Source organism: Leekyejoonella antrihumi, from assembly GCF_007845645.1.
Classification (GTDB): Bacteria; Actinomycetota; Actinomycetes; order Actinomycetales; family Dermatophilaceae; genus Leekyejoonella; species Leekyejoonella antrihumi.
Window position 1 is genome coordinate 26,196 of the sequence record NZ_VCQV01000006.1, and the last position, 24,468, is coordinate 50,663.

The 24,468-nt window shown below is 66.7% G+C and carries 23 protein-coding genes; 20 read left to right on the top strand and 3 right to left on the bottom strand.

Features of this window, described 5'->3' with window-relative positions:
- Nucleotides 1-48 precede the first annotated feature (48 nt).
- The 20 genes from FGL98_RS05975 (at nucleotide 49) to FGL98_RS06070 (ending at nucleotide 22,360) form a co-directional block, all read left to right on the top strand.
- Nucleotides 49-759, top strand: coding sequence for a demethylmenaquinone methyltransferase (locus tag FGL98_RS05975; protein ID WP_146315827.1), 711 nt, complete (start codon nucleotides 49-51; stop codon nucleotides 757-759).
- Nucleotides 760-832: 73 nt separating this feature from the next.
- Complete coding sequence (locus tag FGL98_RS05980) at nucleotides 833-2,146, top strand: geranylgeranyl reductase family protein (RefSeq protein WP_246136394.1); 1,314 nt, start codon at nucleotides 833-835, stop codon at nucleotides 2,144-2,146.
- Nucleotides 2,147-2,198: 52 nt separating this feature from the next.
- The gene (locus FGL98_RS05985; RefSeq protein WP_146315828.1) at nucleotides 2,199-2,570 is read left to right on the top strand and encodes an NADH-quinone oxidoreductase subunit A; all 372 of its coding nucleotides are present in this window, start codon (nucleotides 2,199-2,201) and stop codon (nucleotides 2,568-2,570) included.
- Between the two features lie 44 nt (nucleotides 2,571-2,614).
- Entirely contained in the window at nucleotides 2,615-3,169 is a 555-nt protein-coding gene (locus FGL98_RS05990) for a NuoB/complex I 20 kDa subunit family protein (protein ID WP_146315829.1), read from the top strand.
- Nucleotides 3,166-3,927: an NADH-quinone oxidoreductase subunit C gene (locus FGL98_RS05995; protein WP_246136395.1), complete on the top strand. Its 762-nt coding sequence runs from the start codon at nucleotides 3,166-3,168 to the stop codon at nucleotides 3,925-3,927. Before FGL98_RS05990 ends, FGL98_RS05995 begins: the two co-directional genes overlap by 4 nt.
- Nucleotides 3,927-5,297: an NADH-quinone oxidoreductase subunit D gene (locus FGL98_RS06000; RefSeq protein ID WP_146315830.1), complete on the top strand. Its 1,371-nt coding sequence runs from the start codon at nucleotides 3,927-3,929 to the stop codon at nucleotides 5,295-5,297. Before FGL98_RS05995 ends, FGL98_RS06000 begins: the two co-directional genes overlap by 1 nt.
- Nucleotides 5,294-6,139: an NADH-quinone oxidoreductase subunit NuoE gene (nuoE, locus tag FGL98_RS06005; protein WP_246136396.1), complete on the top strand. Its 846-nt coding sequence runs from the start codon at nucleotides 5,294-5,296 to the stop codon at nucleotides 6,137-6,139. Before FGL98_RS06000 ends, nuoE begins: the two co-directional genes overlap by 4 nt.
- Nucleotides 6,136-7,455: an NADH-quinone oxidoreductase subunit NuoF gene (nuoF, locus tag FGL98_RS06010; RefSeq protein ID WP_146315831.1), complete on the top strand. Its 1,320-nt coding sequence runs from the start codon at nucleotides 6,136-6,138 to the stop codon at nucleotides 7,453-7,455. Before nuoE ends, nuoF begins: the two co-directional genes overlap by 4 nt.
- The gene (locus FGL98_RS06015; RefSeq protein ID WP_146315832.1) at nucleotides 7,452-10,031 is read left to right on the top strand and encodes an NADH-quinone oxidoreductase subunit G; all 2,580 of its coding nucleotides are present in this window, start codon (nucleotides 7,452-7,454) and stop codon (nucleotides 10,029-10,031) included. The genes nuoF and FGL98_RS06015 overlap by 4 nt, the downstream gene beginning before the upstream one ends.
- Nucleotides 10,032-10,033: 2 nt before the next feature.
- Nucleotides 10,034-11,413, top strand: a complete 1,380-nt coding sequence (gene nuoH, locus FGL98_RS06020) for an NADH-quinone oxidoreductase subunit NuoH (RefSeq protein ID WP_246136405.1) — start codon at nucleotides 10,034-10,036, stop codon at nucleotides 11,411-11,413.
- Nucleotides 11,406-12,053, top strand: coding sequence for an NADH-quinone oxidoreductase subunit NuoI (nuoI, locus tag FGL98_RS06025; RefSeq protein WP_186526007.1), 648 nt, complete (start codon nucleotides 11,406-11,408; stop codon nucleotides 12,051-12,053). Before nuoH ends, nuoI begins: the two co-directional genes overlap by 8 nt.
- On the top strand, nucleotides 12,050-12,838 hold the full coding sequence (locus FGL98_RS06030) for an NADH-quinone oxidoreductase subunit J (RefSeq protein WP_146315834.1): 789 nt from the start codon (nucleotides 12,050-12,052) through the stop codon (nucleotides 12,836-12,838). The genes nuoI and FGL98_RS06030 overlap by 4 nt, the downstream gene beginning before the upstream one ends.
- The gene (gene nuoK, locus FGL98_RS06035; protein ID WP_146315835.1) at nucleotides 12,835-13,134 is read left to right on the top strand and encodes an NADH-quinone oxidoreductase subunit NuoK; all 300 of its coding nucleotides are present in this window, start codon (nucleotides 12,835-12,837) and stop codon (nucleotides 13,132-13,134) included. The genes FGL98_RS06030 and nuoK overlap by 4 nt, the downstream gene beginning before the upstream one ends.
- Before the next feature lie 6 nt (nucleotides 13,135-13,140).
- A complete protein-coding gene (gene nuoL / locus FGL98_RS06040) occupies nucleotides 13,141-15,108 on the top strand; it encodes an NADH-quinone oxidoreductase subunit L (RefSeq protein ID WP_146315836.1) in 1,968 nt (655 codons plus the stop codon).
- A complete protein-coding gene (locus FGL98_RS06045) occupies nucleotides 15,108-16,649 on the top strand; it encodes an NADH-quinone oxidoreductase subunit M (RefSeq protein ID WP_146315837.1) in 1,542 nt (513 codons plus the stop codon). Before nuoL ends, FGL98_RS06045 begins: the two co-directional genes overlap by 1 nt.
- Nucleotides 16,649-18,190 carry an NADH-quinone oxidoreductase subunit NuoN gene (nuoN, locus tag FGL98_RS06050; protein ID WP_146315838.1) on the top strand — a complete coding sequence of 514 codons (1,542 nt, stop codon included), beginning with the start codon at nucleotides 16,649-16,651 and terminating at the stop codon, nucleotides 18,188-18,190. The genes FGL98_RS06045 and nuoN overlap by 1 nt, the downstream gene beginning before the upstream one ends.
- Complete coding sequence (locus FGL98_RS06055) at nucleotides 18,187-19,182, top strand: polyprenyl synthetase family protein (protein ID WP_146315839.1); 996 nt, start codon at nucleotides 18,187-18,189, stop codon at nucleotides 19,180-19,182. The genes nuoN and FGL98_RS06055 overlap by 4 nt, the downstream gene beginning before the upstream one ends.
- A gap of 134 nt (nucleotides 19,183-19,316) precedes the next feature.
- Complete coding sequence (locus FGL98_RS06060; RefSeq protein WP_146315840.1) at nucleotides 19,317-19,928, top strand: TetR/AcrR family transcriptional regulator; 612 nt, start codon at nucleotides 19,317-19,319, stop codon at nucleotides 19,926-19,928.
- A complete protein-coding gene (locus FGL98_RS06065) occupies nucleotides 19,921-21,066 on the top strand; it encodes an alanine racemase (RefSeq protein ID WP_146315841.1) in 1,146 nt (381 codons plus the stop codon). Before FGL98_RS06060 ends, FGL98_RS06065 begins: the two co-directional genes overlap by 8 nt.
- Nucleotides 21,059-22,360, top strand: coding sequence for a D-arabinono-1,4-lactone oxidase (locus FGL98_RS06070; protein ID WP_146315842.1), 1,302 nt, complete (start codon nucleotides 21,059-21,061; stop codon nucleotides 22,358-22,360). The genes FGL98_RS06065 and FGL98_RS06070 overlap by 8 nt, the downstream gene beginning before the upstream one ends.
- Before the next feature lie 94 nt (nucleotides 22,361-22,454).
- On the opposite strand, the gene FGL98_RS06075 is transcribed toward FGL98_RS06070, so the two are convergent.
- Genes FGL98_RS06075 through rarD form a run of 3 tightly spaced genes read right to left on the bottom strand, consistent with a single transcriptional unit; the run spans nucleotide 22,455 to nucleotide 24,467 of the window.
- Nucleotides 22,455-22,784, bottom strand: coding sequence for a branched-chain amino acid transporter permease (locus FGL98_RS06075; protein ID WP_146315843.1), 330 nt, complete (start codon nucleotides 22,782-22,784; stop codon nucleotides 22,455-22,457).
- The gene (locus tag FGL98_RS06080; RefSeq protein ID WP_146315844.1) at nucleotides 22,777-23,490 is read right to left on the bottom strand and encodes an AzlC family ABC transporter permease; all 714 of its coding nucleotides are present in this window, start codon (nucleotides 23,488-23,490) and stop codon (nucleotides 22,777-22,779) included. Before FGL98_RS06080 ends, FGL98_RS06075 begins: the two co-directional genes overlap by 8 nt.
- Before the next feature lie 2 nt (nucleotides 23,491-23,492).
- Complete coding sequence (gene rarD / locus FGL98_RS06085; RefSeq protein WP_246136397.1) at nucleotides 23,493-24,467, bottom strand: EamA family transporter RarD; 975 nt, start codon at nucleotides 24,465-24,467, stop codon at nucleotides 23,493-23,495.
- Between the last annotated feature and the right edge of the window lies 1 nt (nucleotide 24,468).

Sequence of the window (24,468 nt, forward strand, 5' to 3'; positions counted from 1 at the left end):
GGGGAGGCCCTCGCGCGGCGGGAGCAGGGCGTACGGGACGATGGGCGCATGAACCGCGCCAGCCTCGAGAAACGCCCCACCGACGTCGCCCGAATGTTCGACGGGGTGGCTGCCAGGTATGACCTCACCAACGATGTCCTCTCGATGGGACAGGATCGCCGTTGGCGCCGGCTGGTGCTGGAGGCGGTGCAGCCGGCACCCGGCGACGTGGTGCTCGACATTGCGGCCGGCACCGGGACGAGCAGTGAGCCGTTCGCCGATCGCGGAGCGCGGGTCGTTCCGGCGGACTTCTCGCAGGGGATGCTGCGTAAGGGCAAGGTGCGCCGGCCGGATCTGGCGTTCACGGCCGCCGATGCGATGTCGCTGCCGTTCGCGGACGGAGTGTTCGACGCGGTGACGATGTCGTTCGGGCTGCGCAACGTGCTGGACCCCGTGCAGGCGTTGCGGGAGTTCCACCGAGTCACCAGGCCGGGTGGGCAACTGGTGGTCTGCGAGTTCTCGAAGCCCGTCAACAGAGCGTTCCGCAAGGTCTACTCGGAGTACCTCATGCAGGCACTGCCGAAGGTCGCCCGTCGAGTCGGCTCGAACGCCGAGTCGTATGTCTATCTCGCCGAGTCCATCCAGGCCTGGCCGGACCAGCAGGGCCTGTCGTCGTGGTTGCAGCGCGCCGGCTGGAGAGGCGTCGAGTGGCGCAATCTGTCGGGCGGCATCGTCGCACTGCACAGAGCGACCAAGGCGATCGAAGTAAGGAGTGCCTAAGTGGGTCCGGCAAAGGCCTAAGCCGTAGAGTGCCGTGGTTAGTGAATGCCTTCACAAGCTTAAGGAACACACTGTGAGCCAGGTGGCATCAATCGCCGAAGCGGAGGAGACCGCCGACGTCATCATCGTCGGAGCCGGTCCCGGCGGGTCCGCCACTGCGGCATACCTGGCAATGTCCGGACTGGACGTCCTGCTGCTGGAGAAGACGCGCTTCCCCCGAGAGAAGGTCTGCGGCGACGGACTGACCCCGCGGGCGGTCCGTGAGCTGATCAGCCTCGGCGTTCCCACGCCCGAGGACGACGGCTGGATCAAGAACAAGGGCCTGCGGATCATCGGCGGCGGTATGCGGTTGCAGCTGGACTGGCCGGACGTGGCCAGTTTCCCGCCCTACGGACTGGTGCGCACCCGACAGGACTTCGACGACATCCTGGCCAGGCACGCCGTCAAGCACGGCGCCCGACTACGGCAGGGCTGCAACGTGACGACACCCATTGTCGACGATGCCACCGGAAACATCACCGGTGTCGAGGCCAAGGAGATGGGTCAGGACGGGCGCGCGACCGGCAAGCGTCTGCGATACACCGCTCCGCTGGTCATCGCGGCCGACGGCAACTCCTCGCGGCTGTCCCTGTCGATGGGGCGGGAGAAGCGCGAGGACCGCCCGATGGGCGTGGCCGTCCGTGCCTACTACACCAGCCCCCGGCATGACGACGACTACCTCGAGTCCTGGCTGGAACTGTGGAGTAAGGACGCAGCGGGTAAGCGCGTGCTGCTGCCCGGCTACGGCTGGATCTTCGGTGTCGGAGACGGCACCAGCAACGTGGGCCTCGGCATCCTGAACACCTCGTCCGCCTTCGGCAAGACCGACTACAAGGACGTCATGCGGCAGTGGGTCGCCACGATGCCGCAGGAGTGGACGTACAACGAGGAGACCATCACCGGCCCGATCCGCGGCGCCGCCCTGCCGATGGGGTTCAACCGGCAGCCGCACTACGACAAGGGACTGCTGCTCGTCGGCGACGCCGGCGGCATGGTCAACCCGTTCAACGGCGAGGGCATCGCGTATGCCATGGAGTCCGGCCGACTGGCGGCGGAAGTCGTGGCCCAGGCGTTCGCTCGCGGGGATGCCGCCGGACGCGAGCGTGTCCTTGCGTCCTACCCTGGCGTCATGAAGGATGCCCTCGGTGGCTACTACACACTGGGGCGGATGTTCGCCAAGATGATTGGTAACCCGGATGTCATGCGGCTGGCCGTGAAGTACGGACTGCCACGGCAGACGATGATGAAGTTCCTGCTCAAGGTGATGGCGAACCTGGGTGATGGACGCGGTGGCGCAGTGGATGACCGTCTGCTGCACGCGCTGTCGCGGATGGCCCCGGCCGCATGACCAATACCATGGGAGCGCGCCGCACCGCAGGTGCGCGGAAGGAGTCGCGACGATGAACGGGCCGGACTACTCATATGCCCCGTTGCTGTTCTTTGCGGGGATCGGCGCTGCATTCGCGGTGTTCTCGGTCTTTGCGGCCTCCATCGCGGGACCCAAGCGTTACAACCGGGCCAAGGCCGACGCCTACGAGTGCGGAATCCAGCCGAGCCCGCATGCCGAAGGTGGCGGCCGAGTGCCGATCAAGTACTACCTGACCGCGATGCTGTTCATCGTGTTCGACATCGAGTCGGTGTTCCTCTATCCGTTCGCCGTGTCGTTCGACCGGATGGGTCTGTTCGCCCTCGTGGAGATGGTCCTGTTCGTCGTGACCGTCTTCATCGCCTACGCCTATGTATGGCGTCGAGGGGGCCTGGAATGGGACTGACGAGGTCAACGGCACCGGTCGGCATCAAGTCAAGCGAGGCATAGATGGGTATCGAAGAGAAGCTCCCGGCTGGGTTCCTGCTCAGCACGGTCGAGAACGTCGCGGGCTACATGCGCAAGTACTCCGTCTGGCCGGCAACGTTCGGGCTGGCGTGCTGCGCCATCGAGATGATGGCCGTCGGCACACCGGACTACGACATCGCCCGGTTCGGTATGGAGCGGTTCAGCGCCACGCCGCGTCAGGCCGACCTGATGATCGTGGCCGGCCGGGTCAGCCAGAAGATGGCGCCGGTCGTCCGGCAGGTCTACGACCAGATGCCCGAACCGAAGTGGGTCATCTCGATGGGCGTGTGCGCCAGCTCCGGCGGGATGTTCAACAACTACGCGATTGTGCAGGGGGTCGACCACATCATCCCGGTCGACATCTACCTGCCCGGCTGCCCGCCGCGACCGCAGATGCTGCTGAACGCGATCCTCGAGCTGCATGACCAGATCCAGAACACCAAGCTCGGCGTGAACCGGCAGGAGGCGGCCCGTGCCGCCGAGGCGGCCGCGCTCAAGGCGACGCCGACTCACGCGATGAAGGGACTACTCGCGTGAATGAGGAATTGAAGCCGACGCCCGACGAGAACTCCGGACAGGAGACTCACGAGCAGGGGACGGGTGTCGTCCCGGCAGGGCAGTCCCACGAGCCGGTGGTCGTGGCCACCAAGAAGGGCCTGTTCGGTTCGTCGCTCGGCAACGACACGAGCGGTTACGGCGGGTTGAACCGACCGATCCTGTTCCCGGGAGCGGCCGAGCGTCCCTACGGCTCCTACTTCGACCAGCTCGCGGACGACCTCGAGTCGTCGTTGGAGCGCAGCGGTGACCTTACCTACGACGACGCGGTCGAGCGCGTGGTCGTGCACAACCGCGAGATGACGATCTTCGTGGCTCGCGAGCACATTGCCCGGGTGGCCCGAGTCATGCGCGACGACCCGAGTCTGCGATTCGAGCTGTGCATGAGCGTGTCGGGTGTCCACTACCCGCAGGAGACCGGTCGCGAGCTGCACGTGCTCTACCACCTGCTGTCGATTACCAACGGCAGCAAGCGAATTCGCTTGGAGGTCACCGCTCCTGAAGGGGATCCGCACATCCCTAGCGTGGTGGAGACCTACCCGGGGGCCGACTGGCACGAGCGCGAGACCTGGGACATGTTCGGGATCCAGTTCGACGGGCATCCGTCGCTGACCAGAATCCTGATGCCGGACGACTGGCCCGGTCACCCGCAGCGCAAGGACTACCCGCTCGGAGGCATCCCGGTGGAGTACAAGGGCGCGACTATTCCGCCGCCGGACGATCGGAGGTCGTACAACTAATGACGACACACACGAACTCTGCGCACACCGCGGGGTCGGATGCGTTCGGTGCCTCGACCCCGGGAGATGTCGACGCCGACACCCCCGTGCTCAATGCCGTGGGCGGCGACTGGGACGACCTGGTCGACGAGGCGGCCGCGATGCACGAGGAGCGCATCGTGGTCAACATGGGTCCGCAGCACCCCTCGACCCATGGTGTGCTCCGACTGATCCTCGAGCTCGACGGCGAAACCGTGACCGAGGCGCGGGCCGGTATCGGCTACCTGCACACCGGCATCGAGAAGAACATGGAGTTCCGCACCTGGACCCAGGGCGTGACTTTCTGCACGCGCATGGACTACGTCATGCCATTGTTCAACGAGGCCGTCTACTGCCTGGCCGTGGAGAAGGCGCTCGGCATCACCGACCAGATCCCGGAGCGGGCCAACGTCATCCGGGTGCTGATGATGGAGCTCAACCGAGCGGCATCCCATCTGGTGGCGATTGCCACCGGCGGTATGGAGATGGGCGCCACCACCGTCATGACCATCGGGTTCCGGGAGCGTGAGCGGATCCTCGAGGTCTTCGAGATGGTCAGCGGCCTGCGAATGAACAACAACTACATCCGCCCCGGCGGGGTGGCGCAGGACATTCCGGCGGGTTGCATCGACAAGGTGCGCGAGATGGTGCCGCTGGTGCACAAGGGCACCAAGGAGATCGAGGACCTCCTCAACGAGAACCCGATCCTGAAGGCGCGCACGGTCGACGTCGGCTACCTGGACCTGACCGGTTGCATCGCGCTCGGCGCCACCGGCCCGATCCTGCGATCGGCCGGCCTGCCCTACGACCTGCGCAAGGCCGACCCGTACTGCGGTTACGAGACCTACGACTTCGAGGTGATCACCCGGGACACCTGCGACTCCTACGCGAAGCTGCGCAACCGGCTGGACGAGATCCACGAGTCGTTGAAGATCGTCGACCAGTGCATCGAGCGGCTGGACAAGAACCCCGGACCGGTCATGGTCGAGGACAAGAAGATCGCCTGGCCGGCTCAGATGTCCGTCGGCGGCGACGGTCAGGGCAACAGCCTGGACCACATCCGCGAGATCATGGGTGAGTCGATGGAGTCGCTCATCCACCACTTCAAGCTGGTGACCGAGGGGTTCCGGGTCCCACCGGGCCAGGCGTATGTCGCCATCGAGAGTCCCAAGGGCGAGCTCGGCTGCCATGTGGTGTCCGACGGCGGCACGCGCCCCTATCGTGCGCACTTCCGGGACCCGTCATTCAACAACCTGCAGGCCGTTGCGGCGATGTCAGAGGGCGGCAGCGTCGCCGACGTCATCATCGCGGTGGCCTCCATCGACCCCGTCATGGGAGGCGTTGATCGATGACAGACAACATGATTCATGTCCATGCGGAGAAGCACCCGCACGCATCGGATGCGATCCTGCACCCGCCGACACCGCTGCACGCCAGTGATGAGCCCTACACGGCGGAGCAGTTGGAGTCGCTGCACAGGGACTGCGCGGAGATCCTCGCCCGCTACCCCGTGAAGCGGTCGGCGCTGCTGCCGATCCTGCACCTGGTGCAGAGCGTCGACGGCTATGTCACCGGTCGCGGAGTGCGCCTCTGCGCCGAGCTGCTGGACCTCTCCGAGGCCGAGGTCAGCGGTGTCGCAACGTTCTACACCCAGTACAAGCGGCACCCCAACGGTGAGTACACGGTCGGTGTCTGCACCAACACGCTGTGCGCGATCATGGGCGGCGACCTGATCTACGACCGGCTCTCCGAGCACCTGGGGATCGGGCACGACGAGACGACCCCGGACGGCAAGATCACCCTGGAGCGGGTCGAGTGCAACGCCGGCTGCGACTACGCACCGGTCGTGATGGCCAACTGGGAGTTTTTCGACAACCAGACTCCGGAGTCGGCCTGTGCGCTCACCGACGACCTGCGGGCCGGCAAGGACGTGGCGCCGTCGCGCGGCGCGGCCACGGTCTGCAAGTTCAAGCACGTCGAGCGAGTGCTCGCGGGGTTCCCCGACGGTCGGGCGAATGAGGGCCTGGGCGCCGGCGGTCCGTCCATCGAGGGCCTGGCGCTGGCCAAGCAGAACGACTGGCGCGCGCCCGGCGCCCAGCCGACCGATCAGGACCAGGCGAGCGCACTGACCGACGAGCCGGGCGGCCCGCATACCGGCCACCCGCACAGCTCCAGTGGAGAGGCGAACGAATGACCACCCTCACACCGGTCCTCACCAGGTTCTGGGACGAGCCGCAGAGCTGGACGCTTGAGACGTACCTCAGGTACGACGGCTACCAGGCGCTCGGCACGGCCTTCGAGACCGAGCCGGCGGACCTCGTCGAGCAGGTGAAGTCCTCCGGGCTGCGGGGCCGTGGCGGCGCCGGGTTCCCCACCGGCCTCAAGTGGTCGTTCCTGCCCAAGCCCGACGGCGGCCCCCGCTACCTGGTGGTCAATGCCGACGAGTCGGAGCCGGGCACCTGCAAGGACATCCCGCTGATGATGGCCGCACCGCATCTCCTGGTCGAGGGCGCCATCATCACGTCGTTCGCGATCGGCTGCAACCACGCGTTCATCTACCTGCGCGGCGAGGTCGTGCACGTCTACCGGCGACTGATGAACGCGGTTCAGGAGGCGTATGACGCGGGCCACCTGGGCAAGAACATCCACGGGACCGGATTCGACCTCGACGTGACGGTGCACGCCGGCGCCGGCGCCTACGAGTGCGGCGAGGAGACGGCGCTGCTCGACTCGCTCGAGGGTCGCCGCGGCCAGCCGCGGCTCAAGCCGCCCTTTCCTGCGGTCGAGGGCCTGTATGCCAGGCCGACAGTGGTGAACAACGTCGAGTCGATTGCCTCGGTTCCCTCGATCGTCGGCAACGGCGCGGACTGGTTCGCCGGCATGGGCACCGAGAAGTCGCAGGGCTTTGGCATCTTCAGCCTGTCGGGTCACGTCACGCGTCCCGGTCAGTATGAAGCGCCGCTGGGCATCACGCTGCGCGAGCTGGTCGACATGGCGGGCGGTATCCGCGAGGGGCATCAGCTGAAGTTCTGGACCCCCGGTGGATCCTCCACGCCGATCTTCACCGACGAGCACTGGGACGTGCCGCTGGACTTCGAGTCGGTGGCCGCGGCCGGGTCGATGCTGGGCACCCGTGCCCTGCAGATCTTCGACGAGACCGTGTCGGTGGTGCACGCCGTAGCGCGCTGGACCGACTTCTACGCCCACGAGTCCTGCGGCAAGTGCACACCGTGCCGCGAGGGCACGTTCTGGCTGAAGCAGATCATGACCCGGCTGGAGGAGGGCCAGGGCACGCAGGACGACGTCGACAAGCTGCTCGACATCTGCGACAACATCCTGGGTCGCGCGTTCTGCGCGCTCGGCGACGGGGCCACCAGCCCGGTCACCTCGGCGATCCAGTACTTCCGTGAGGAGTTCGAGCTCGGGATGCACACCCCGTGGTGGGAGGCCTACCCGCCCGAGCGATCGGCCCTCTTTCCTGTAGCGAACAAGGAGACTGTCTCAGCATGACGACTGTCACCTCATCGTCCTCCGGCGGCGACTCGGCCGCCAAGGACGCACCGAAGGCGCCCCCTGCGGAGGACCTGGTCACCCTGACGATCGACGGGGTCGAGACCAGCGTGCCCAAGGGCACCCTGGTCATCCGCGCCGCTGAGCAGATCGGCATCCAGATCCCACGCTTCTGCGACCACCCGCTGCTGGACCCGGTCGGCGCCTGCCGGCAGTGCCTCGTCGAGGTGCCGGACGGCGGCAACGGCCGACCAATGCCGAAGCCGCAGGCCTCCTGCACCCTTGCCGTCGGCGAGGGTATGCAGGTCAAGACGCAGCTCACCTCGGCCGTCGCCGACAAGGCGCAGCACGGTCAGATGGAGTTTCTGCTGATCAACCACCCGCTGGACTGCCCGGTCTGTGACAAGGGCGGCGAGTGCCCGCTGCAGAACCAGGCGATGTCCAACGGTCGGCCGAAGAGCCGGTTCGAGGACGTCAAGCGGACCTTCCCGAAGCCGATCAACATCTCCTCCCAGGTGCTGCTGGACCGGGAGCGCTGCGTCCTGTGCGCACGGTGCACCAGGTTCTCCGAGCAGATCGCCGGTGACCCGTTCATCGCTCTGCTCGAGCGCGGTGCCCTGCAGCAGGTCGGCATCTATGAAGAGAAGCCGTTCCAGTCCTACTTCTCGGGCAACACGGTGCAGATCTGCCCGGTCGGGGCGCTGACCGGCGCGGCCTACCGCTTCCGGTCCCGGCCGTTCGACCTGGTGTCCACACCGAGCGTGTGTGAGCACTGCGCCAGCGGGTGCGCGCAGCGCACCGACCACCGCCGCGGTGTGGTGCTGCGCCGGATGGCGCTGGAGGCGCCGGAGGTCAACGAGGAGTGGAACTGCGACAAGGGTCGCTGGGCGTTCACCTACGCGACGACCAAGCGTCTTCAACTGCCGCTGGTGCGCGATGAGCACGGTGAGCTGCAGGTGGCCGCCTGGCCAGAGGCCCTGGCGGCCGCGGCGAAGGGACTGCAGGCTGCGCGCGACGCGCAGGGTGTCGGCGTACTGACCGGTGGCCGGATCACCATCGAGGACGCCTACGCCTACAGCAAGTTTGCTCGACTGGCCCTTGGCACCAACGACATCGACTTCCGGTCACGTCCGCACTCGCGCGAGGAGGCCGACTTCCTGGCCCACGCGGTCGTCGGGACCGGCCCGGACAGTGACGGCGGCGCCCGTGCGGTGACCTACCGCGACCTGGAGGCCGCGGCTTCCGTCCTGCTCGTCGGGTTCGAGCCCGAAGAGGAGTCGCCGATGGTCTTCCTGCGGCTGCGAAAGGCGCACCGCGACGGCCGGACCAAGGTCATGGCCATCGCGCCATTCGTGACACACGGACTGGAGAAGATGGGTGGCTCGCTGATTGCGGCGGCGCCCGGCACCGAGGCCGAAGTCGTTGATGCGCTGATCGGCGGTGGCGGCGAGCTCACCGAGTTCAGTGACGCAATCGGCACCGAAAGCATCGTGCTGGTCGGTGAGCGGATGGCCACGGTGCCCGGTGCGCTCTCCGCGGCGTCCGCCCTGGCCGCGGCCAAGGGAGCACGCCTCGCGTGGATCCCGCGCCGTGCCGGCGAGCGCGGCGCGCTCGAGGCCGGCGCCCTTCCTGGGCTACTGCCCGGCGGCCGCTCGGTCACCGATGTCAGGGCTCGCGACGAGGTCGGCACGGTATGGGGCGCTCAGGATCTGCCGGGCACTCCGGGCCGGGACACCGCGGCCATGCTCGCGGCCGCCCGCGACGGTGAGCTGTCGGGCCTGCTGGTGGCCGGCGTCGACCTCGACGACCTGCCGAGCAGAGACGCTGCGGTTGCGGCCCTCCAGCGAGCGTTCGTGGTCTCCGTCGAGGCACGCGACAGCACGACGCAGGCCTACGCCGACGTCGTGCTCCCGGTCGCACCCCAGCAGGAGAAGGCCGGCAGCTTCCTCGACTGGGAGGGTCGCGTGCGTCCCTTCCAGCGAGCCATCGAGAGCCAGTACTTCTCCGACTTCCGTGCACTCGACCTGCTGGCCGGTGAGATGGGCGAGTTCCTCGGCACCCGCACCGTCGAACAGGTCCGCGCGGAGATCGACGAGCTCGGCGGCTGGACGGGCGACCGAGCCGTGCGGCCCCGCGTGAAGTCGAAGGGCGTGCCGCGTCCGCTCATCGGCGAGGCGGTCCTTGCCACGTGGAGCCACCTGCTGGATCGTGGTGTGCTGCAGGACGGCGAGCCATACCTCGCGGGCACCGCCCCTCGGGCCGTGGCTCGACTCTCGCAGGCCACGGCCCGCAGTGCCGGGGTGGCCGAGGGCGAGCCGATCACCGTCTCGACGAAGACCGGGTCAATCACCGTGCCGGCCGCGATCACGGCGATGCCCGACCACGTGGTCTGGCTGCCGACGAACTCGGGCGACAGCACCGTGCGCGCGTCGCTCGGCGCTGACGCCGGTGACATCGTCGCACTGACCAGGGCGCACGCCCTGACTGAGCGAGCGCAGCGAGCGAACAATGATGCAGGCGAATGGGAGGCCCCGACGCAGGAGGGGGCCACCATGAGCAAGGGAGAGCAGCAGTGAGCATGTCGATGGCCGTCGCTGCGAGCTCCATGCACGCGCTGGCGATGAACACGGACCACCCGGCCGCCGACTTCAGCGACACCCCGTGGTGGCTGTCGTTGATCAAGGCCGTTCTGCTGTTCGTCATTCTGCTGCTCAACACGCTGCTGGTGATCTGGTTCGAGCGGCGCGTGATCGGTCGTATGCAGCAGCGTCCCGGACCGAACCGGGCCGGTCCCTTCGGCCTGCTGCAGACCCTGGCCGATGGTGTGAAGCTGGCGCTCAAGGAGGATGTCACTCCGAAGAACGCCGACAAGCTGATGTTCATCGCGGCGCCGATCATCGCCGGCGCGATGGCGTTCGTCGCATTTGCGATCATTCCGCTCAGCGGCAGTGTCTGGATGTTCGGCCACCACACGCCGCTGCAGTTGACCGACACCCCGGTCGCCGTGTTGCTGGTGCTGGCCGTGGCGGGCGTCGGTGTCTACGGCATCGTGCTCGCCGGCTGGTCCTCCGGCTCGACCTACCCGCTGCTGGGTGGCCTGCGCAGCAGCGCCCAGGTCATCTCCTACGAGATTGCGATGGGTCTGGCCCTCGTCGCCGTGTTTCTCTACGCGGGTTCGATGTCAACCAGTCAGATTGTGCTGGCGCAGAAGGGGATCTGGTACTGCATACCGGCGTTCTTCTCCTTCATCGTCTACATAATCACGATGGTGGGGGAGACCAACCGGCTGCCGTTCGACCTCGCCGAGGGCGAGGGCGAGCTGACCGGTGGTTTCCACACCGAGTACTCCTCGCTGAAGTTCGCGATGTTCTTCCTCGGTGAGTACGTCAACATGTTCACCGTGTCCGCGCTGGCCACCACGCTGTTCCTCGGCGGATGGCAAGCACCTCCGGGGATCGCGGCCATCGGCGGCGGCATGTTCAACGGCGGATGGTGGGGCCTGCTCTGGTTCTTCATCAAGCTGTGGCTGTTCATGTTCTTCTTCGTCTGGCTGCGCGGCTCGCTGCCGCGTGTCCGCTACGACCAGTTCATGCGGCTCGGCTGGAAGGTCCTGATCCCGACCACGTTGGTCTGGGTCGTCGCCGTGGCCTTCATTCGTGCCGCGCAGCTGGGCTTCCTCGGCGACTCGAAGGCCTGGGGCGGTATCCCGCGTGCCACCTTGATCGTCATCGCGGTGATTGCCGTTATTGTGCTCGCGATTGCCTGGGTATGGGACACCAAACAGGCACGCAAGGACAACGAGGTCACTGCACCACCGGACGAGGTCAACCCGTTCGCAGGTGGTCACCCCGTGCCACCTCTGCCGGGTCAGCGCCTGGTCGAGCCCGTTCCAGCGATTGCGGCGGCCCCGGCGGCCCGCAGCTCAGTCGACAACCACTCGGAGGAGCCCCGTGGCTGATAATCCGAACGCGAAACCGCGGCACTCCGGTGCTGACGGCGACCCACAAAAGTCCGAAAGCAGTTTCTTGTCCGACCTGTTCGCGCCGGTGGCCGGCTTCGGGGTCACCTTCTCGACCATGTTCCGCAAGGTCGCCACGGAGGAGTACCCCGAGCAGAAGCGCCCCACCCAGTTGCGCTATCACGGACGTCACCAGCTCAACCGGCACCCGGATGGGCTGGAGAAGTGCGTGGGTTGCGAGCTGTGCGCCTGGGCCTGCCCGGCGGACGCGATCTACGTCGAAGGCGCCGACAACGACGACGAGTCGGGGCAGCGCTACTCACCCGGTGAGCGGTACGGGCGCGTCTATCAGATCAACTATCTGCGGTGCATCTTCTGCGCTTTGTGCATCGAGGCCTGCCCGACCCGTGCGCTCACGATGACCAACGAGTACGAGTTGGCGGACAACAACCGGGCCGACCTCATCTTCACCAAGGATCAGCTGCTGGCCCCGATCCAGTCCGGGATGCTGCCGGCGCCTCATCCGATGGTTGAAGGCATGGAGGAGCGCGACTACTACCAGGGCAAGGTGACCGGCCCCACTCCCGATCAGGAGAAGTGGGTCCGGGAGCACTCGAGCGATGAGGAGAGCGCGGAATGACGCACTTGGGTGGCGCCGAGTCAACGCTCTTCTGGTTCGCCGCACCGCTGTCCGTGCTCGGCGCCTTGACCTTGCTGTTTGCGCGCAAGGCCGTGCACGCGGCCATGGGGATGGCAATGACGATGATCCTGCTGGGGATCTTCTACATCACCGAGCAGGCGGAGTTCCTGGGGATCATCCAGATCTTCGTCTACTCGGGCGCGGTCATGATGCTGTTCCTCTTCGTGGTCATGCTGGTCGGAGTCGACTCGTCCGACTCGCTGGTCGAGACGATCCGTGGCCAGCGCGTCGCCGGTCTGCTCTTCGGCCTGGCGCTGCTGGCTCTGACGATCTCGGGTGTCGCAAGGACGACCTTCCCGAGCTTTATCGGGCTGGACAAGGCCAACGCCTCCGGCAACGTCAGCGGACTGGCGAACCTCATCTTCGGCAAGTATGTCTGGTCGTTCGAGGTGACCTCGGCCCTGCTGATCACCGCGGCCGTCGGTGCCATGCTCCTGGCGCACCGTGAGCGGCTGCGTCCGAAGCTGAGCCAGGCCGACTGGTCGCGTCGCCGCATTCGCGAGGGTGTCAACGTCGCCGGCCTGCCGGTGCCGGGTGTCTACGCCCGCCACAACGCCGTCGACACGCCGGCGCTGCTGCCGGACGGGTCGATCAGTGAGCTGTCCGTCTCCCGTGTGCTGAAGGCACGCGGTCAGGTGGTCAACACGCAGACGCTGACGGCTGCGACCGAAGAGTTCGAGGAATCCACCGGCGACTCGACTCAGGAGGAGGGTGGCCAGCAGTGAGCCCGCTCGTGTACGTCTACCTCTCGGCGATCTTGTTCTCGATCGGCGCCACCACGGTCCTGCTGCGCAGGAACGCAATCATCGTCTTCATGGGGGTGGAACTGATGCTGAATGCAGCCAACCTCGCCTTCGTGACCTTTGCCCGAATGCGCGGAAACCTCGATGGACAAGTCATCGCTCTGTTCGTGATGGTGGTGGCGGCCGCTGAGGTCGTCGTCGGCCTCGCGATCATCATGTCCATCTTCCGTGCCCGCCGCTCGGCCTCGGTCGACGACGCGAACCTGCTGAAGCTGTAAGGAGCGGTGAACGGAGTGCAAACCTTAGCCACCTCTGTGCCCGGGCTGTCTGCCTTGGCCACCTCTGGTGATGCCGGCGTCGCGCACAACGCGACCGGCGTGGCATCCGTGGGCTGGTTGATCATCGCCCTGCCACTGCTGGGCGCGGCGATCCTGCTCATCGGCGGGCGCCGGACCGACAAGTTCGGTCCATACCTGGCCGTGGCGCTGTCCTGGGCCGCCTTCGTGGTCGGCCTGCTGCTGATCATTCAGGTGCATGGGCTGAACTCCGGCGATCGGGCGTTCCACAAGCACCTGTTCTCGTGGATCCCGACCGGCGGCTTCAACCTCGACTTCGGCCTGCTGATGGACCCGCTGTCGCTGGCCTTCGTCATGCTGATCACGTTCGTCGGCTCGCTGATCCTGGTCTACTCGCTCGGCTACATGGCGCACGATCCGGACAGGCGCAAGTTCTTCGCTTACATGAACCTGTTCATCGCCTCGATGCTGACGCTGGTGCTGGCAGACTCCTACCTCGGGCTCTTCGTCGGCTGGGAGGGTGTCGGCCTGGCGTCCTACCTGCTCATCGGCTTCTGGAACTACAACCCCGAGTTCGCCTCTGCCGCCAACAAGGCGTTCTTCTCCAACCGCGTCGGCGATTTCGGTTTCCTACTGGCGATCTTCTTCATGTTCAGTGCGTTCGGGCGGGTCGACTTCGCCGGTGTGGACGCAGCCGTCCCCGGCACCGGCAAGGGCACGCTGATCGGGATCGGGCTGTTCCTGCTGCTGGCCGCCTGCGGTAAGTCCGCGCAGGCCCCCCTGCAGGCCTGGCTCGGTGACGCGATGGCCGGCCCGACGCCGGTGTCGGCACTGATCCACGCGGCGACCATGGTGACCGCCGGTGTCTACCTGATCGTGCGCAGCCACGTCATTTTTGACGCCACCCCGGACGCGCGGCTCGCGGTGTGCATCGTCGGCGCCTTCACCCTGATGTTCGGCGCGATCGTCGGCTGTGCCAAGGACGACCTCAAGAAGGCGCTGGCGGCGTCGACCATGTCGCAGATCGGCTACATGGTCCTGGCTGCCGGTCTCGGCCCGGTCGGGTACGTCTTCGCGATCTTCCACCTGCTCACGCACGGCTTCTTCAAGGCCGGGCTGTTCCTCGGGTCGGGATCGGTCATGCACGCGATGAACGACACCATCAACATGCGCAGGTTCGGCGGGCTGTGGTGGATCATGAAGGTCACCTGGGTCACCTTCGGTCTCGGTTTCCTGGCGATCATCGGCTTCCCGGGCCTGTCTGGCTTCTGGTCGAAGGACAAGATCATTGAGATGGCCTTCGTCGGCAGTGGCTGGCGGCCGTGGGTGTTCGGTCTGACGGCCTTGATAGCGGCCGGGATCACCGCCTTCTACATGACCCGCCTGTTCATCATGACCTTCCACAGCAACCCGCGGTGGGAGAAGCCCGAGTTCGACCCGCACGAGGCGCCGATGACGATGAAGGTCCCGATGATCGTGCTGGCCCTCGGCTCGGCGTTCCTCGGTCTGATCCTCGGTCCGACGAACATCATCACCAACTGGCTGGAGCCGGTCGTCGGCAGACAGGAGGGCCATGCCGTCCTCAGCGCCCCCGTGCTGATGATCCTCACGTTCGTGCTCATGGTGGCCGGCATCTGGTGGGCCTGGCGCCTCTACTGGGTGGAGGTTCCGGTGACACCGCCGGTCGGCACACCGCTGACGCGGCTCGCCCGCCGCGACCTGGGCCAGGACGACTTCAACGAAGCGGCCTTCCAGCGTCCCGGTCTCCACCTGACCCGTGCTCTGGTGTTCGCTGACAACAGGGGAGTCGACGGCGCAGTAGGTGGCCTCGCTGCCTTCATCGGCGGCACGGCCGAGCGGCTGCGCAGGCTGCAGAACGGATTCGTGCGCTCCTATGCCCTGACGATGCTCGTGGGCGTCGTCGCAATCCTCGGTGTGCTGTTGGTGGTGCAGTAATGAGTAGCTTTCCCTGGTTGACGACGATCGGTGTCATTCCGCTCGTCGGAGCCCTCGTCATTTCGGTCCTGCCGAAGGGTTCGGCGAAGCTCGCGCGCCCGGTGGCGCTCGGATTCTCTGTGCTCGCGCTGATCGTCGGCATCCTGGCTGCGACCCAGTTCAAGACCAGCGGCCACAACCCGCAGTTCCAGCTGGCCGAGGTGCACGAGTGGATCCCACAGATCGGTGTCTCCTACGCCCTTGGCGTAGACGGCATCGCACTCAGCCTGATCCTGATGAGTCTGGTGCTCGTCCCGGTCTCGCTGCTGGCCGCCTGGCACGACGTCCCGGAGCCGGGCCGCAGGCAGCAGGGCTACTACGCGCTGATGCTGGTCTTGGAGACGACCATTGTGGGTGTCTTCGCATCGACTGACGTCTTCCTCTTCTATATCTTCTTCGAGGCGATGCTGATCCCGGTATTCTTCCTGATCGGATCATTCGGCGGCGGGCCACGTGCTCGGTATGCCGCGCTGAAGTTCCTGCTCTACTCCCTCGCGGGCAGCCTGCTCATGCTGGTAGCCGTGATTGCGCTGTACCAGCAGGGCCCCGGCGGAAGCCACGGGTTCCTGGTCGGCAACCTGACCGGTCTGCACATGTCGCAGGACACCGAACGATGGCTGTTCGTCGGCTTCTTCATCGCGTTCGCGATCAAGGCGCCGATGTGGCCGGTGCACACCTGGCTGCCGGATGCAGCCAGTGAGGCCAAGCCGGCGACGGCCGTCCTGCTGGTCGGGGTCCTGGACAAGGTCGGCACCTTCGGGATGATCCGTTTCTGCCTGCAGCTGTTCCCGAACGCCAGCAAGTGGGCGACTCCGGTGATCATCGTTCTGGCGGTCATTTCGATCCTTTACGCCGCGATGGTGGCCATCGGCCAGAAGGACATGATGCGCGTGATCGCCTATGGGTCGGTGAGCCACTTCGGTTTCATCGTGCTGGGCATCTTCGCGATGACTGCGACCTCGCAGTCCGGCGCGGACCTCTACATGATCAACCACGGGTTCACCACGGCGGCGCTCTTCCTCTTCGCCGGGTTCCTGATCGCCCGCAACCGTAGTCGCAACTACCCGGACTACGGAGGGTGGCAGCGGGTGACCCCGTTGCTCTCCGGGTTCTTCCTGCTGGCCTGTCTGTCCGGGCTGGCACTGCCGGGGCTCAACTCGTTCGTGTCGGAGTTCCTGGTTGTTGCCGGCACCTTCCAGCGGCACAAGGTGGCCGCCGGATTCGCGGTGTTCGCGGTCATTCTGTCCGCGCTGTACATGCTGCTGCTGTTTCAGCGGCTCTACACCGGGCCCAAACCGGCGGGCAAGGAGCACGTCCGCGACCTCGGAGTCCGGGAGAAGGTCGTGGCCGGAGTGCTCGCCGTGTTCATCATCGGACTCGGCGTCTACCCGAAGCCGGCCCTGGACGTGCTGCGGCCTGCGGTGACGCAGACCCTCCAACATGTCGGTGTTCATGACCCCGCGCCCACTCATGGCGCGGCCGTTGACGGGAGCAGCAAGTGATGGCGGCCGATAGCTTCGTCCAGGCCCATATCGACTACGGCGCAGTGGCGCCGATGCTGATCGTGTTCGGGACGGCCATGGTCGGCATCCTCGTCGAGGCCTTCGTGCCGCGCGCCAGCCGGTTCTGGGTGCAGTTGCCCCTGGCCATTGCCGGGATGGTCGTGTCCCTGGTGGTGCTCGTCACCATCTCGCGTGGGCATGAGGTGATCACCGCCGGCGGCGCCGTGGTCATCGATGCGCCGGCACTGATGCTGCAGGGGACGGTGCTGGTGCTGTCCATCATTGCTCTGCTTGCCATGGCCGAGCCGCTCGGCACCCGCTCACCCGACGCGTTCACCCAGTCGGGTGCGTCGGTGCCGGGCTCTCCGGCCGAGGCGAATGCCGTGCGACTGGGCGCGACCAGCACCGAGATCTTCCCGCTGACGATGTTTGCGGTCGGCGGGATGATGCTCTTCCCTTCGGCGAGCAACCTGCTGGTGGTCTTCATCGCGCTCGAGGTGCTGTCGCTGCCGCTCTACATCCTGACGGGGCTGGCGCGTCGACGGCGCCTGCTGTCGCAGGAGGCGTCGATGAAGTACTTCCTGCTCGGCGCGTTCTCCTCCGCGTTCTTCATCTTCGGGGCTGCGCTGATCTACGGGTTCGCCGGGTCGCTGGACTTCGACGCCATCAACAAGGCGATCGGCACGAACGGTGGGATGGACGGACTGCTGGCGCCGGGGGTGCTACTGGTGGCGGTGGGCCTGCTCTTCAAGGCGGGTGCGGTGCCGTTCCACTCGTGGACGCCGGACGTCTATCAGGGCGCGCCGACGCCGGTCAGCGGATTCATGGCCGCCTGCACCAAGGTCGCGGCATTCGGGGCGTTGCTGCGCATCTTCTATGTCGCGTTCGAGAGCCTGCGGTGGACGTGGCAGCCGGTGCTTGCCATCGTGGCGCTGCTGACGATGGTGATCGGCGCCGTGCTGTCGGTCGTGCAGACCGACATCAAGCGGTTGCTCGCCTACAGCTCGATCACCCATGCGGGGTTTGTCCTCGTGGGCCTGATCGCGCTGAACACGGTCGGTATCTCCGGCACGTTGTTCTACCTGGCCGCCTACGGGTTCAGCATCATCGCGGCCTTTGCGCTGGTCGCCCTGGTGCGCTCGGGGGGAACCGAGGCGACGCACCTGTCGCAGTGGGCCGGTCTGGGCAAGACCAACCCATTGCTCGCGGGGACCTTCTCGTTCCTGCTGCTGGCGTTCGCCGGGATCCCACTGACCTCCGGGTTCGTGGCAAAGTTCGCGATCTTCTCGGCGGCCGTCGGGCACGGCGCGACCTGGCTCGCGGTGGTCGGTATGGCCATGAGCGCGGTCACCGCGTTCGTGTACGTGAAGGTCATCGTCCTGATGTACTTCTCGGAGCCGGCTGAGGGCACCGCCGTGGTCACGCCGTCGGCGCTGACCGGCATCTCGGTTGCGGTCGGGACCGTGCTCACCCTGCTTCTCGGCATCATCCCGGCTCCGCTGTTCGAGATGACGCAGCACTCGACGCTCTTCCTTCGATGACTGTTGTCACGGGAGGGTTTCCCGGAGCGACCCCCGAACTGGCTGCCAGGCTGGCGGAGGGACTCAGCGAGGTCGACGCGCGGCTGAAGGCCGTGGTGGACCACGACGACCCGTTCGTGGCGCGGGCCTCGGGCCACCTGCTCGCCGCCGGTGGCAAGCGGCTGCGGCCGCTGCTCACGCTGCTGTCGAGTGAGCTGGGCACCGGGCGCAATGCGAAGGTCGTCGACGCGGCAGTCGGTGTGGAGTTGACCCACCTGGCGTCGCTGTATCACGACGACGTGATGGACGCCGCCGACATGCGCCGCGGGGTGGCCAGTGCGAACAGCCACTACGACAACGCCACCGCGATCCTGGTCGGTGACCTGCTCTTTGCTCGCGCCTCGGAGATCGTTGCCGGGCTCGGAGCCGAGGCGGTCCTGATCCAGGCCCAGACGTTCGTGCGGCTGTGCACCGGTCAGATTCAGGACGATCGCCAGGCGCCGGAGGGCGCCGACCCGATGAAGCACTACTTCGAGGTGCTCGAGCACAAGACGGGTTCGTTGATCTCGACGGCCGCGCGCTACGGTGCGATGTTCGCCGGTTGCCCGCAGGCGACGATCGATCTGGTCAATCGGTATGGCGAGCTGGTGGGTATGGTCTTCCAGCTGGCCGACGACGTGCTGGACATCGCCTCTGACTCGGCGGACTCGGGCAAGGTTCCCGGGACGGACCTGCGGGCGGGCGTGACCACCCTTCCGGTGCTCTACGTGCGGGCGTCGACCGATCCGGGCGACGCGCGACTGCAGGAGCTGCTGTCGCGGCCCCTCACCGAGGATGCCGAGCACGCGGAGGCGTTGAAGCTGCTGCGCGCCCACCCCGCCGTCGACCAGGCGCGCGAGCACACGCTGTCCGTGGCCCACGAGGCGGCCGACCTGCTCGCGCCGCTGGGGGAGAGCTCGGCACTGGACATGCTGCGCGCACTGCCGATGTCGCTGGCCACGCGCAGCAGCTGACCGGCCCCTCACCCGTCGAGTGGAGCAGGTAACCTTCGAGTGGCGCAGCTATAACCCCTCCACTCGGCGCTTTGCTACGTCACTCGGCGGATGCAATCCTGGTCAAGCGTCCAAGTAGCGGGTAGGGTCCAGTCGTGGCCAGAGTTGCAGCGGATGTCAGGCGTGGTGAGCTGGTGGACGCCACGATCAAGGTGGCGCTCGCCGAGGGGCTCGAGGCGGCCACCGTGCGCCGGATCGCTCAGGAAGCGGGCGTGCCACTGGGCACGGTGCACTACTGCTTCGGTTCCAAACGTGCGCTGCTGGAAGCCGTCGTCGAGCAGGTCGCGCAACCCGACATCCAGGTCGAGCTCGACGCCGGGCGGACGTACACCGTGGCCGAGGTCATCCGCTGCGCATTTCGCAGCTACTGGTCCGCCGCGGGTGGCAACCGCGACCGTCAGCGGTTGGTCTATGAATTGGTCAATCATCTTGTGCGGCAAGACGACCCAGGACCCCGACTTGCCCGTCTGATCTTCCAGCGAGCGTATGCCGCGGTTGACAAGGTGCTCGCGGACCAGCACGACAGGTTCGGCGAGCTGCCACTCTCGCGCGAGCTGCTCAGCAGGATGGTCACGGCTGTCACGGACGGCGTGGCGCTCGCTTGGATCGCCGACCAGGACGACGAGTTGGCGCTGGAGGTGCTGGATGGTTTCGCGGCCGTTTTCGGCCTTGCGCTGGGGTCATTCGCAGGCACCTCGGATGGGTGACCTGTGGCGGGCCGTCGGACGGGTGGCAGCGCCCACGGCGGTGCTGGACCTGGACGCCTTCGAGGCCAATGGCACCGAGATGCTGCGCCGGGCACATGGCAAGCCGATCCGGGTGGCGTCCAAGTCGATTCGGGTGCGCGGCCTCATCGAGCGAGTGCTGCAGCGGGACGGGCACTCCGGGGTGCTGGCCTACTCCGCGGCCGAGGCACTGTGGTTGGCCCGACACGGCGTCGAGGACATCGTCATCGCCTATCCGACCGTTGACGCCGAGGTGATGAAGGCGGTCGCCGCGGATCCCGTGCTCACCGGCCGAGTGACCTTCATGGCGGACCTGCCGGAGCACCTGCAGATGTTGGACGCGGCCGCGCGGGACATGCCGTTGCGGGTGTGTCTCGACATCGACTCCTCGCTGCGGTTGGGTCCGGTCGCTGTCGGCGCGCACCGGTCCACCCTGCATACGGCGCAGGAGGCAGGCCGCGCCGCGGAGCGCGCCGCGTCGATGCGTGGAGTGCGCGTTGTGGGCCTGATGTTCTACGAGGCGCAGGTTGCCGGAGTGCCAGACACGAGCCCCGTCGTGCGGCTGATGAAGCGCCGCTCGCTGGCCGAGCTCGCGACTCGGCGGTCTCTGGTGGTGGCGGCCGTCAGTCGGCATGCCGAGCTGGAGCTGGTGAACGGCGGCGGCACCGGTAGCCTGCACTCGACCACACGCGACAGTGCGATCACCGAACTGGCTGCTGGCTCAGGGTTTTTCACGCCGCGCCTGTTTGATGGCTACGACGACACGGACTTGCGGCCGGCCGCATACTTCGTGTCGCCGGTCGTGCGCAAGCCGGCGGCCGATATCGCGGTCACCTTCAGTGGTGGCTACATCGCTTCAGGTCCGCCGGGCAAGAGTCGCGTGCCGGTGCCCGTGCATCCTGCGGGCCTGTCCCTGATGGGCCAGGAGGGCGCAGGGGAGGTGCAGACTCCCCTGCGGGGCAAGGCCGCTCGTGATCTGGACGTCGGTGACCCGGTGTGGTTCCGGCACGCCAAGGCCGGCGAGATGTGCGAGAGGTTCAACGAGATCCTGTTGGTGCGAGGCGGCCGGGTCGAGGACCGACTGCCGACCTATCGAGGCGAGGGAGAGAACTTTGGTTGACTGGTCCAACTGGGCGGGCACGGTGCACGCCTCACCGTCGGAGACCGTCATGGTGCGCGATGTCGCCCACCTGCAGCTGTTGTGCGAAGAGAGCAGCCTGGAGGGTCGCCGGGTCAAAGCAGTGGGAGCCGGGCACTCGTTCACCGGCATCGCAGAGCCGACAGACATTCTCCTGCGGATGGACCAGTTGTCCGGGGTGATGTCGGCCGACGCGGTCACCGGGCGAGTTTGGGTGCAGGCCGGCACGCCGCTGCACGTGCTCGGACCCGAGCTCTACCGCCGAGGGCTGGCGATGACCAACCTCGGTGACATCGACCGCCAGACCATCGCCGGGGCGATCTCCACCGGTACGCATGGCACGGGTATGGGTTTTGCCGGTCTGTCCGGGCAGATCCGCGGCGTCGAGATGGTCACGAGTGACGGGTCGTTGCTGCGCATCACCGACGACCAGAGTCCCGAGATGCTGCCGGCGGTGTCGCTGGGGCTGGGTGCCCTCGGCATACTCACGGCCGTCGAGATCCAGTGTGTGCCGAAGTTCTTGCTGTGCGCGCAGGAGAGCCCGGACACCTTGCACTCCGTCCTGGAGTCGCTGGACCAGCGGGTGGATGGATCGGACCATTTCGAGTTCTACTGGTTCCCGCACACCGATCGGGTGCTGACGAAGACCAATACGCGCAACGATGACGAGTCGCTGCGTTCGCCATTGCCCGGCTGGCGGTCGCGCCTGGACGACGACCTGCTTTCCAACAAGCTCTTCGACGGGGTCAACCGTCTGACCGCAAGGGCGCCGCGCCTTATCCCGAAGGTCAATCAGCTGTCCTCTCGCGCGCTTTCGGCCCGGTCCTACGTCGACTGGTCCTACAAGGTTTTTGCCTCGGCGCGCGATGTGCGGTTCCGGGAGAGCGAGTATGCCGTGCCGCGGGAGGCGGTGCCGGCGTTGCTGCGGGAGCTGTCGCGGTGGATGCAGTCGAGCACGGAGCGCATTGCCTTCCCGGTCGAGGTTCGCTTCGCCGCAGCCGACGACCGCTGGCTGTCCACGGCGTACGGCCGAGAGACCGGCTACATCGCCATTCATCAGTATCACCAGCGGGACCATTCGGCCTACTTCAACGCGTTCTGGTCGATGCTGAGCGACCACGAGGCACGCCCGCACTGGGGCAAGCTGCACGATCTCGCCGCGGACGACCTGCGCGAGCGCTATCCGAACTTCGACGAGTTCGTCGCGCTGCGCAACCGGCTCGACCCGCGCCGCATCTTCACCAACGCCTACCTCGACCAGGTCCTCGGCGCCTAACTCACCGAGGGGCATACAAACCCACTGAGCGGCATACAAAGTTTGTGCACCTCTCGCCGTGAGGTATGCCTCTCGACGAGGTGAAGGCCGCCCGTCAGCCGGTGAGGACCGTGCTGACGAGGATGACGTGGACCACGGTGCCGCCGAAGATGCTCACCAATACGTTGTGCCGCCACAGGTGCAGGCCGATCGTTGTGAGCACGGCAAGGACGAAGGCCAGTCCCGCCGCGCTCTCGAAATCGACATTGCGCATCGTGTAGATCGTCAGGATCATCATCACGCCCACCGGCATGGTCGCGGCGAGGTAGGGGATCAGCCGACTGCGACGAAGCGGGGAGATCACCAGGAACGGCATCGCCCGCAGCATCCACGTGACTCCTGCGCTGATCACCAGCGCACCCAGGAGGTAGGGCGTGTCAGGCATGCCACCCTCGCCTCCGGACGGCATACTTCGCCATGAGGAATGCCGCGAGGGCGGGCAGCGCGAACACCAGCATGTCGTTGCCGAACGCCACGCGCCCGACCAGCGCGCACGCCGCGGCCACCAGCGGCCCTGGGATGTCGCGGCGCACGCGGAACGCGTCCATGCCGAGCACTAGGAAGAGGGCCGTGATCGCGAAGTCGAGGCCCTTGACCCCAGCCGGGATGAAGGACCCGCCGATGACGCCGATCGTGGCGCTGGCAACCCAATACGCCTGGATGAGGGCCTGGAGCCCCACGATTCGCGTGCGGCTCCACGTCTGCGCGTCCGGGCCCGTGGTCAGGGCGTACGCCTCGTCGGTGAGCGTATAGGTGCTGTAGAGCTTCGCGGGAGCCCCGTTCACCCGGTGCAGCGGGAACGACAGCGAGTAGAACACGTGTCGGAAGTTGACCATGAACGATGTGATCGCGATCTGGGCCAGCGGAGCGAATGCCGTGACCATGCCCAGCACGAGGAACTCCAGCGACCCGGCGAAGATCACGGCCGCCGACAGGGTCGCCCACCACCACGGCAGTCCGGACTGCGACACGAGCACCCCGAAGGCCAGACCCACGGGGACGGTCGCCAGACCGACCGAGGTGGAGTCGCGCAGTGCAAGGACGAGATCCGCGCGTCGTGGCTCGGGGGCTGCGACCTCTGCGCCGGGCATGGCTAGTGGCAGTCTTCGGCCGCGAGCTCGACTTCCAGGAGTCGTCGCTGCCGCCGACTGCGGGTGCCTGCCCGCAGCGAGTCGAGGCTGAGCAGCGCCAAGGCAACCCAGACGATCCCGAAGCCGATCCACCGCGCGGTGTTGAGGTGCTCGTCGAGCAGCAGGACACCGCACAGCAGCTGCAGCACCGGCGTGATGAACTGCAGCAGACCGATGGTCACCAGTGGCACGCGACGTGCTGCAGCGGCAAACAGCAGCAACGGGATCGCCGTGGCCACGCCGGAGCTCATGAGCAACAGTGCATGGCCGGTGCCGTCGGTGGTGAAGGTGGTGTGGCCGGTCACCGTCAGGGCGACGAGCACGACCACCGCCACCGGGGTGAGAACCGCGGTCTCCGAGGCGAGGCTTTCCAGCGGAGTCATCGACCCGCCGATGCGATTCTTCATGAACCCGTAGGACGCGAAGGACAGAGCCAGACAGACCGAGATCCACGGGAGGTGGCCGTAGTCGATCGCCAGGTAGATGCACGCGACGATGCCGACCCCGACGGCTATCCACTGCAGCCGGCGCAGGCGTTCGCGCAGTACCACCACGCCTAGGGCGACCGTGACCAGCGGGTTCAGAAAGTATCCCAGGGAGGCCTCGACGACGTGTCCGGTGACCACGGCCTCCACGTAGATCGTCCAATTCGTGGCGATCATCAGACTGGCAATGGTGACCGCGGCCAGTCGCCGTGGGTTGTGCAGCAGGTCGCGGGCGAACGCCATCTTGCGCAGATAGGCGAGCACGATCACACAGACGACGAAGGTCCACAGGATCCGGTGGACCAGGACCTCCCACGCACCCGACGGTTCGAGCGCGTGGAAGTAGAGCGGGAAGGCACCCCAGATCACGTAGGCGGCGAAGCCGTAGGTCGCGCCCTTGCTGACCTCGGTCTGCCCCGAGGTGCCGCTTCGCGTGAGTAGGCCCATGCTCATT

Coding starts and splice junctions, on each gene's coding strand:
- FGL98_RS05975 (WP_146315827.1), top strand. CDS start 49: ATGAACCGCGCCAGCCTCGAGAAACGCCCCACCGACGTCGCCCGAATG.
- FGL98_RS05985 (WP_146315828.1), top strand. CDS start 2,199: ATGAACGGGCCGGACTACTCATATGCCCCGTTGCTGTTCTTTGCGGGG.
- FGL98_RS05990 (WP_146315829.1), top strand. CDS start 2,615: ATGGGTATCGAAGAGAAGCTCCCGGCTGGGTTCCTGCTCAGCACGGTC.
- FGL98_RS06000 (WP_146315830.1), top strand. CDS start 3,927: ATGACGACACACACGAACTCTGCGCACACCGCGGGGTCGGATGCGTTC.
- nuoE (WP_246136396.1), top strand. CDS start 5,294: ATGACAGACAACATGATTCATGTCCATGCGGAGAAGCACCCGCACGCA.
- nuoF (WP_146315831.1), top strand. CDS start 6,136: ATGACCACCCTCACACCGGTCCTCACCAGGTTCTGGGACGAGCCGCAG.
- FGL98_RS06015 (WP_146315832.1), top strand. CDS start 7,452: ATGACGACTGTCACCTCATCGTCCTCCGGCGGCGACTCGGCCGCCAAG.
- nuoH (WP_246136405.1), top strand. CDS start 10,034: ATGTCGATGGCCGTCGCTGCGAGCTCCATGCACGCGCTGGCGATGAAC.
- FGL98_RS06030 (WP_146315834.1), top strand. CDS start 12,050: ATGACGCACTTGGGTGGCGCCGAGTCAACGCTCTTCTGGTTCGCCGCA.
- FGL98_RS06045 (WP_146315837.1), top strand. CDS start 15,108: ATGAGTAGCTTTCCCTGGTTGACGACGATCGGTGTCATTCCGCTCGTC.
- nuoN (WP_146315838.1), top strand. CDS start 16,649: ATGGCGGCCGATAGCTTCGTCCAGGCCCATATCGACTACGGCGCAGTG.
- FGL98_RS06055 (WP_146315839.1), top strand. CDS start 18,187: ATGACTGTTGTCACGGGAGGGTTTCCCGGAGCGACCCCCGAACTGGCT.
- FGL98_RS06065 (WP_146315841.1), top strand. CDS start 19,921: ATGGGTGACCTGTGGCGGGCCGTCGGACGGGTGGCAGCGCCCACGGCG.
- FGL98_RS06075 (WP_146315843.1), bottom strand. CDS start 22,784: ATGCCTGACACGCCCTACCTCCTGGGTGCGCTGGTGATCAGCGCAGGA.
- FGL98_RS06080 (WP_146315844.1), bottom strand. CDS start 23,490: ATGCCCGGCGCAGAGGTCGCAGCCCCCGAGCCACGACGCGCGGATCTC.
- rarD (WP_246136397.1), bottom strand. CDS start 24,467: ATGAGCATGGGCCTACTCACGCGAAGCGGCACCTCGGGGCAGACCGAG.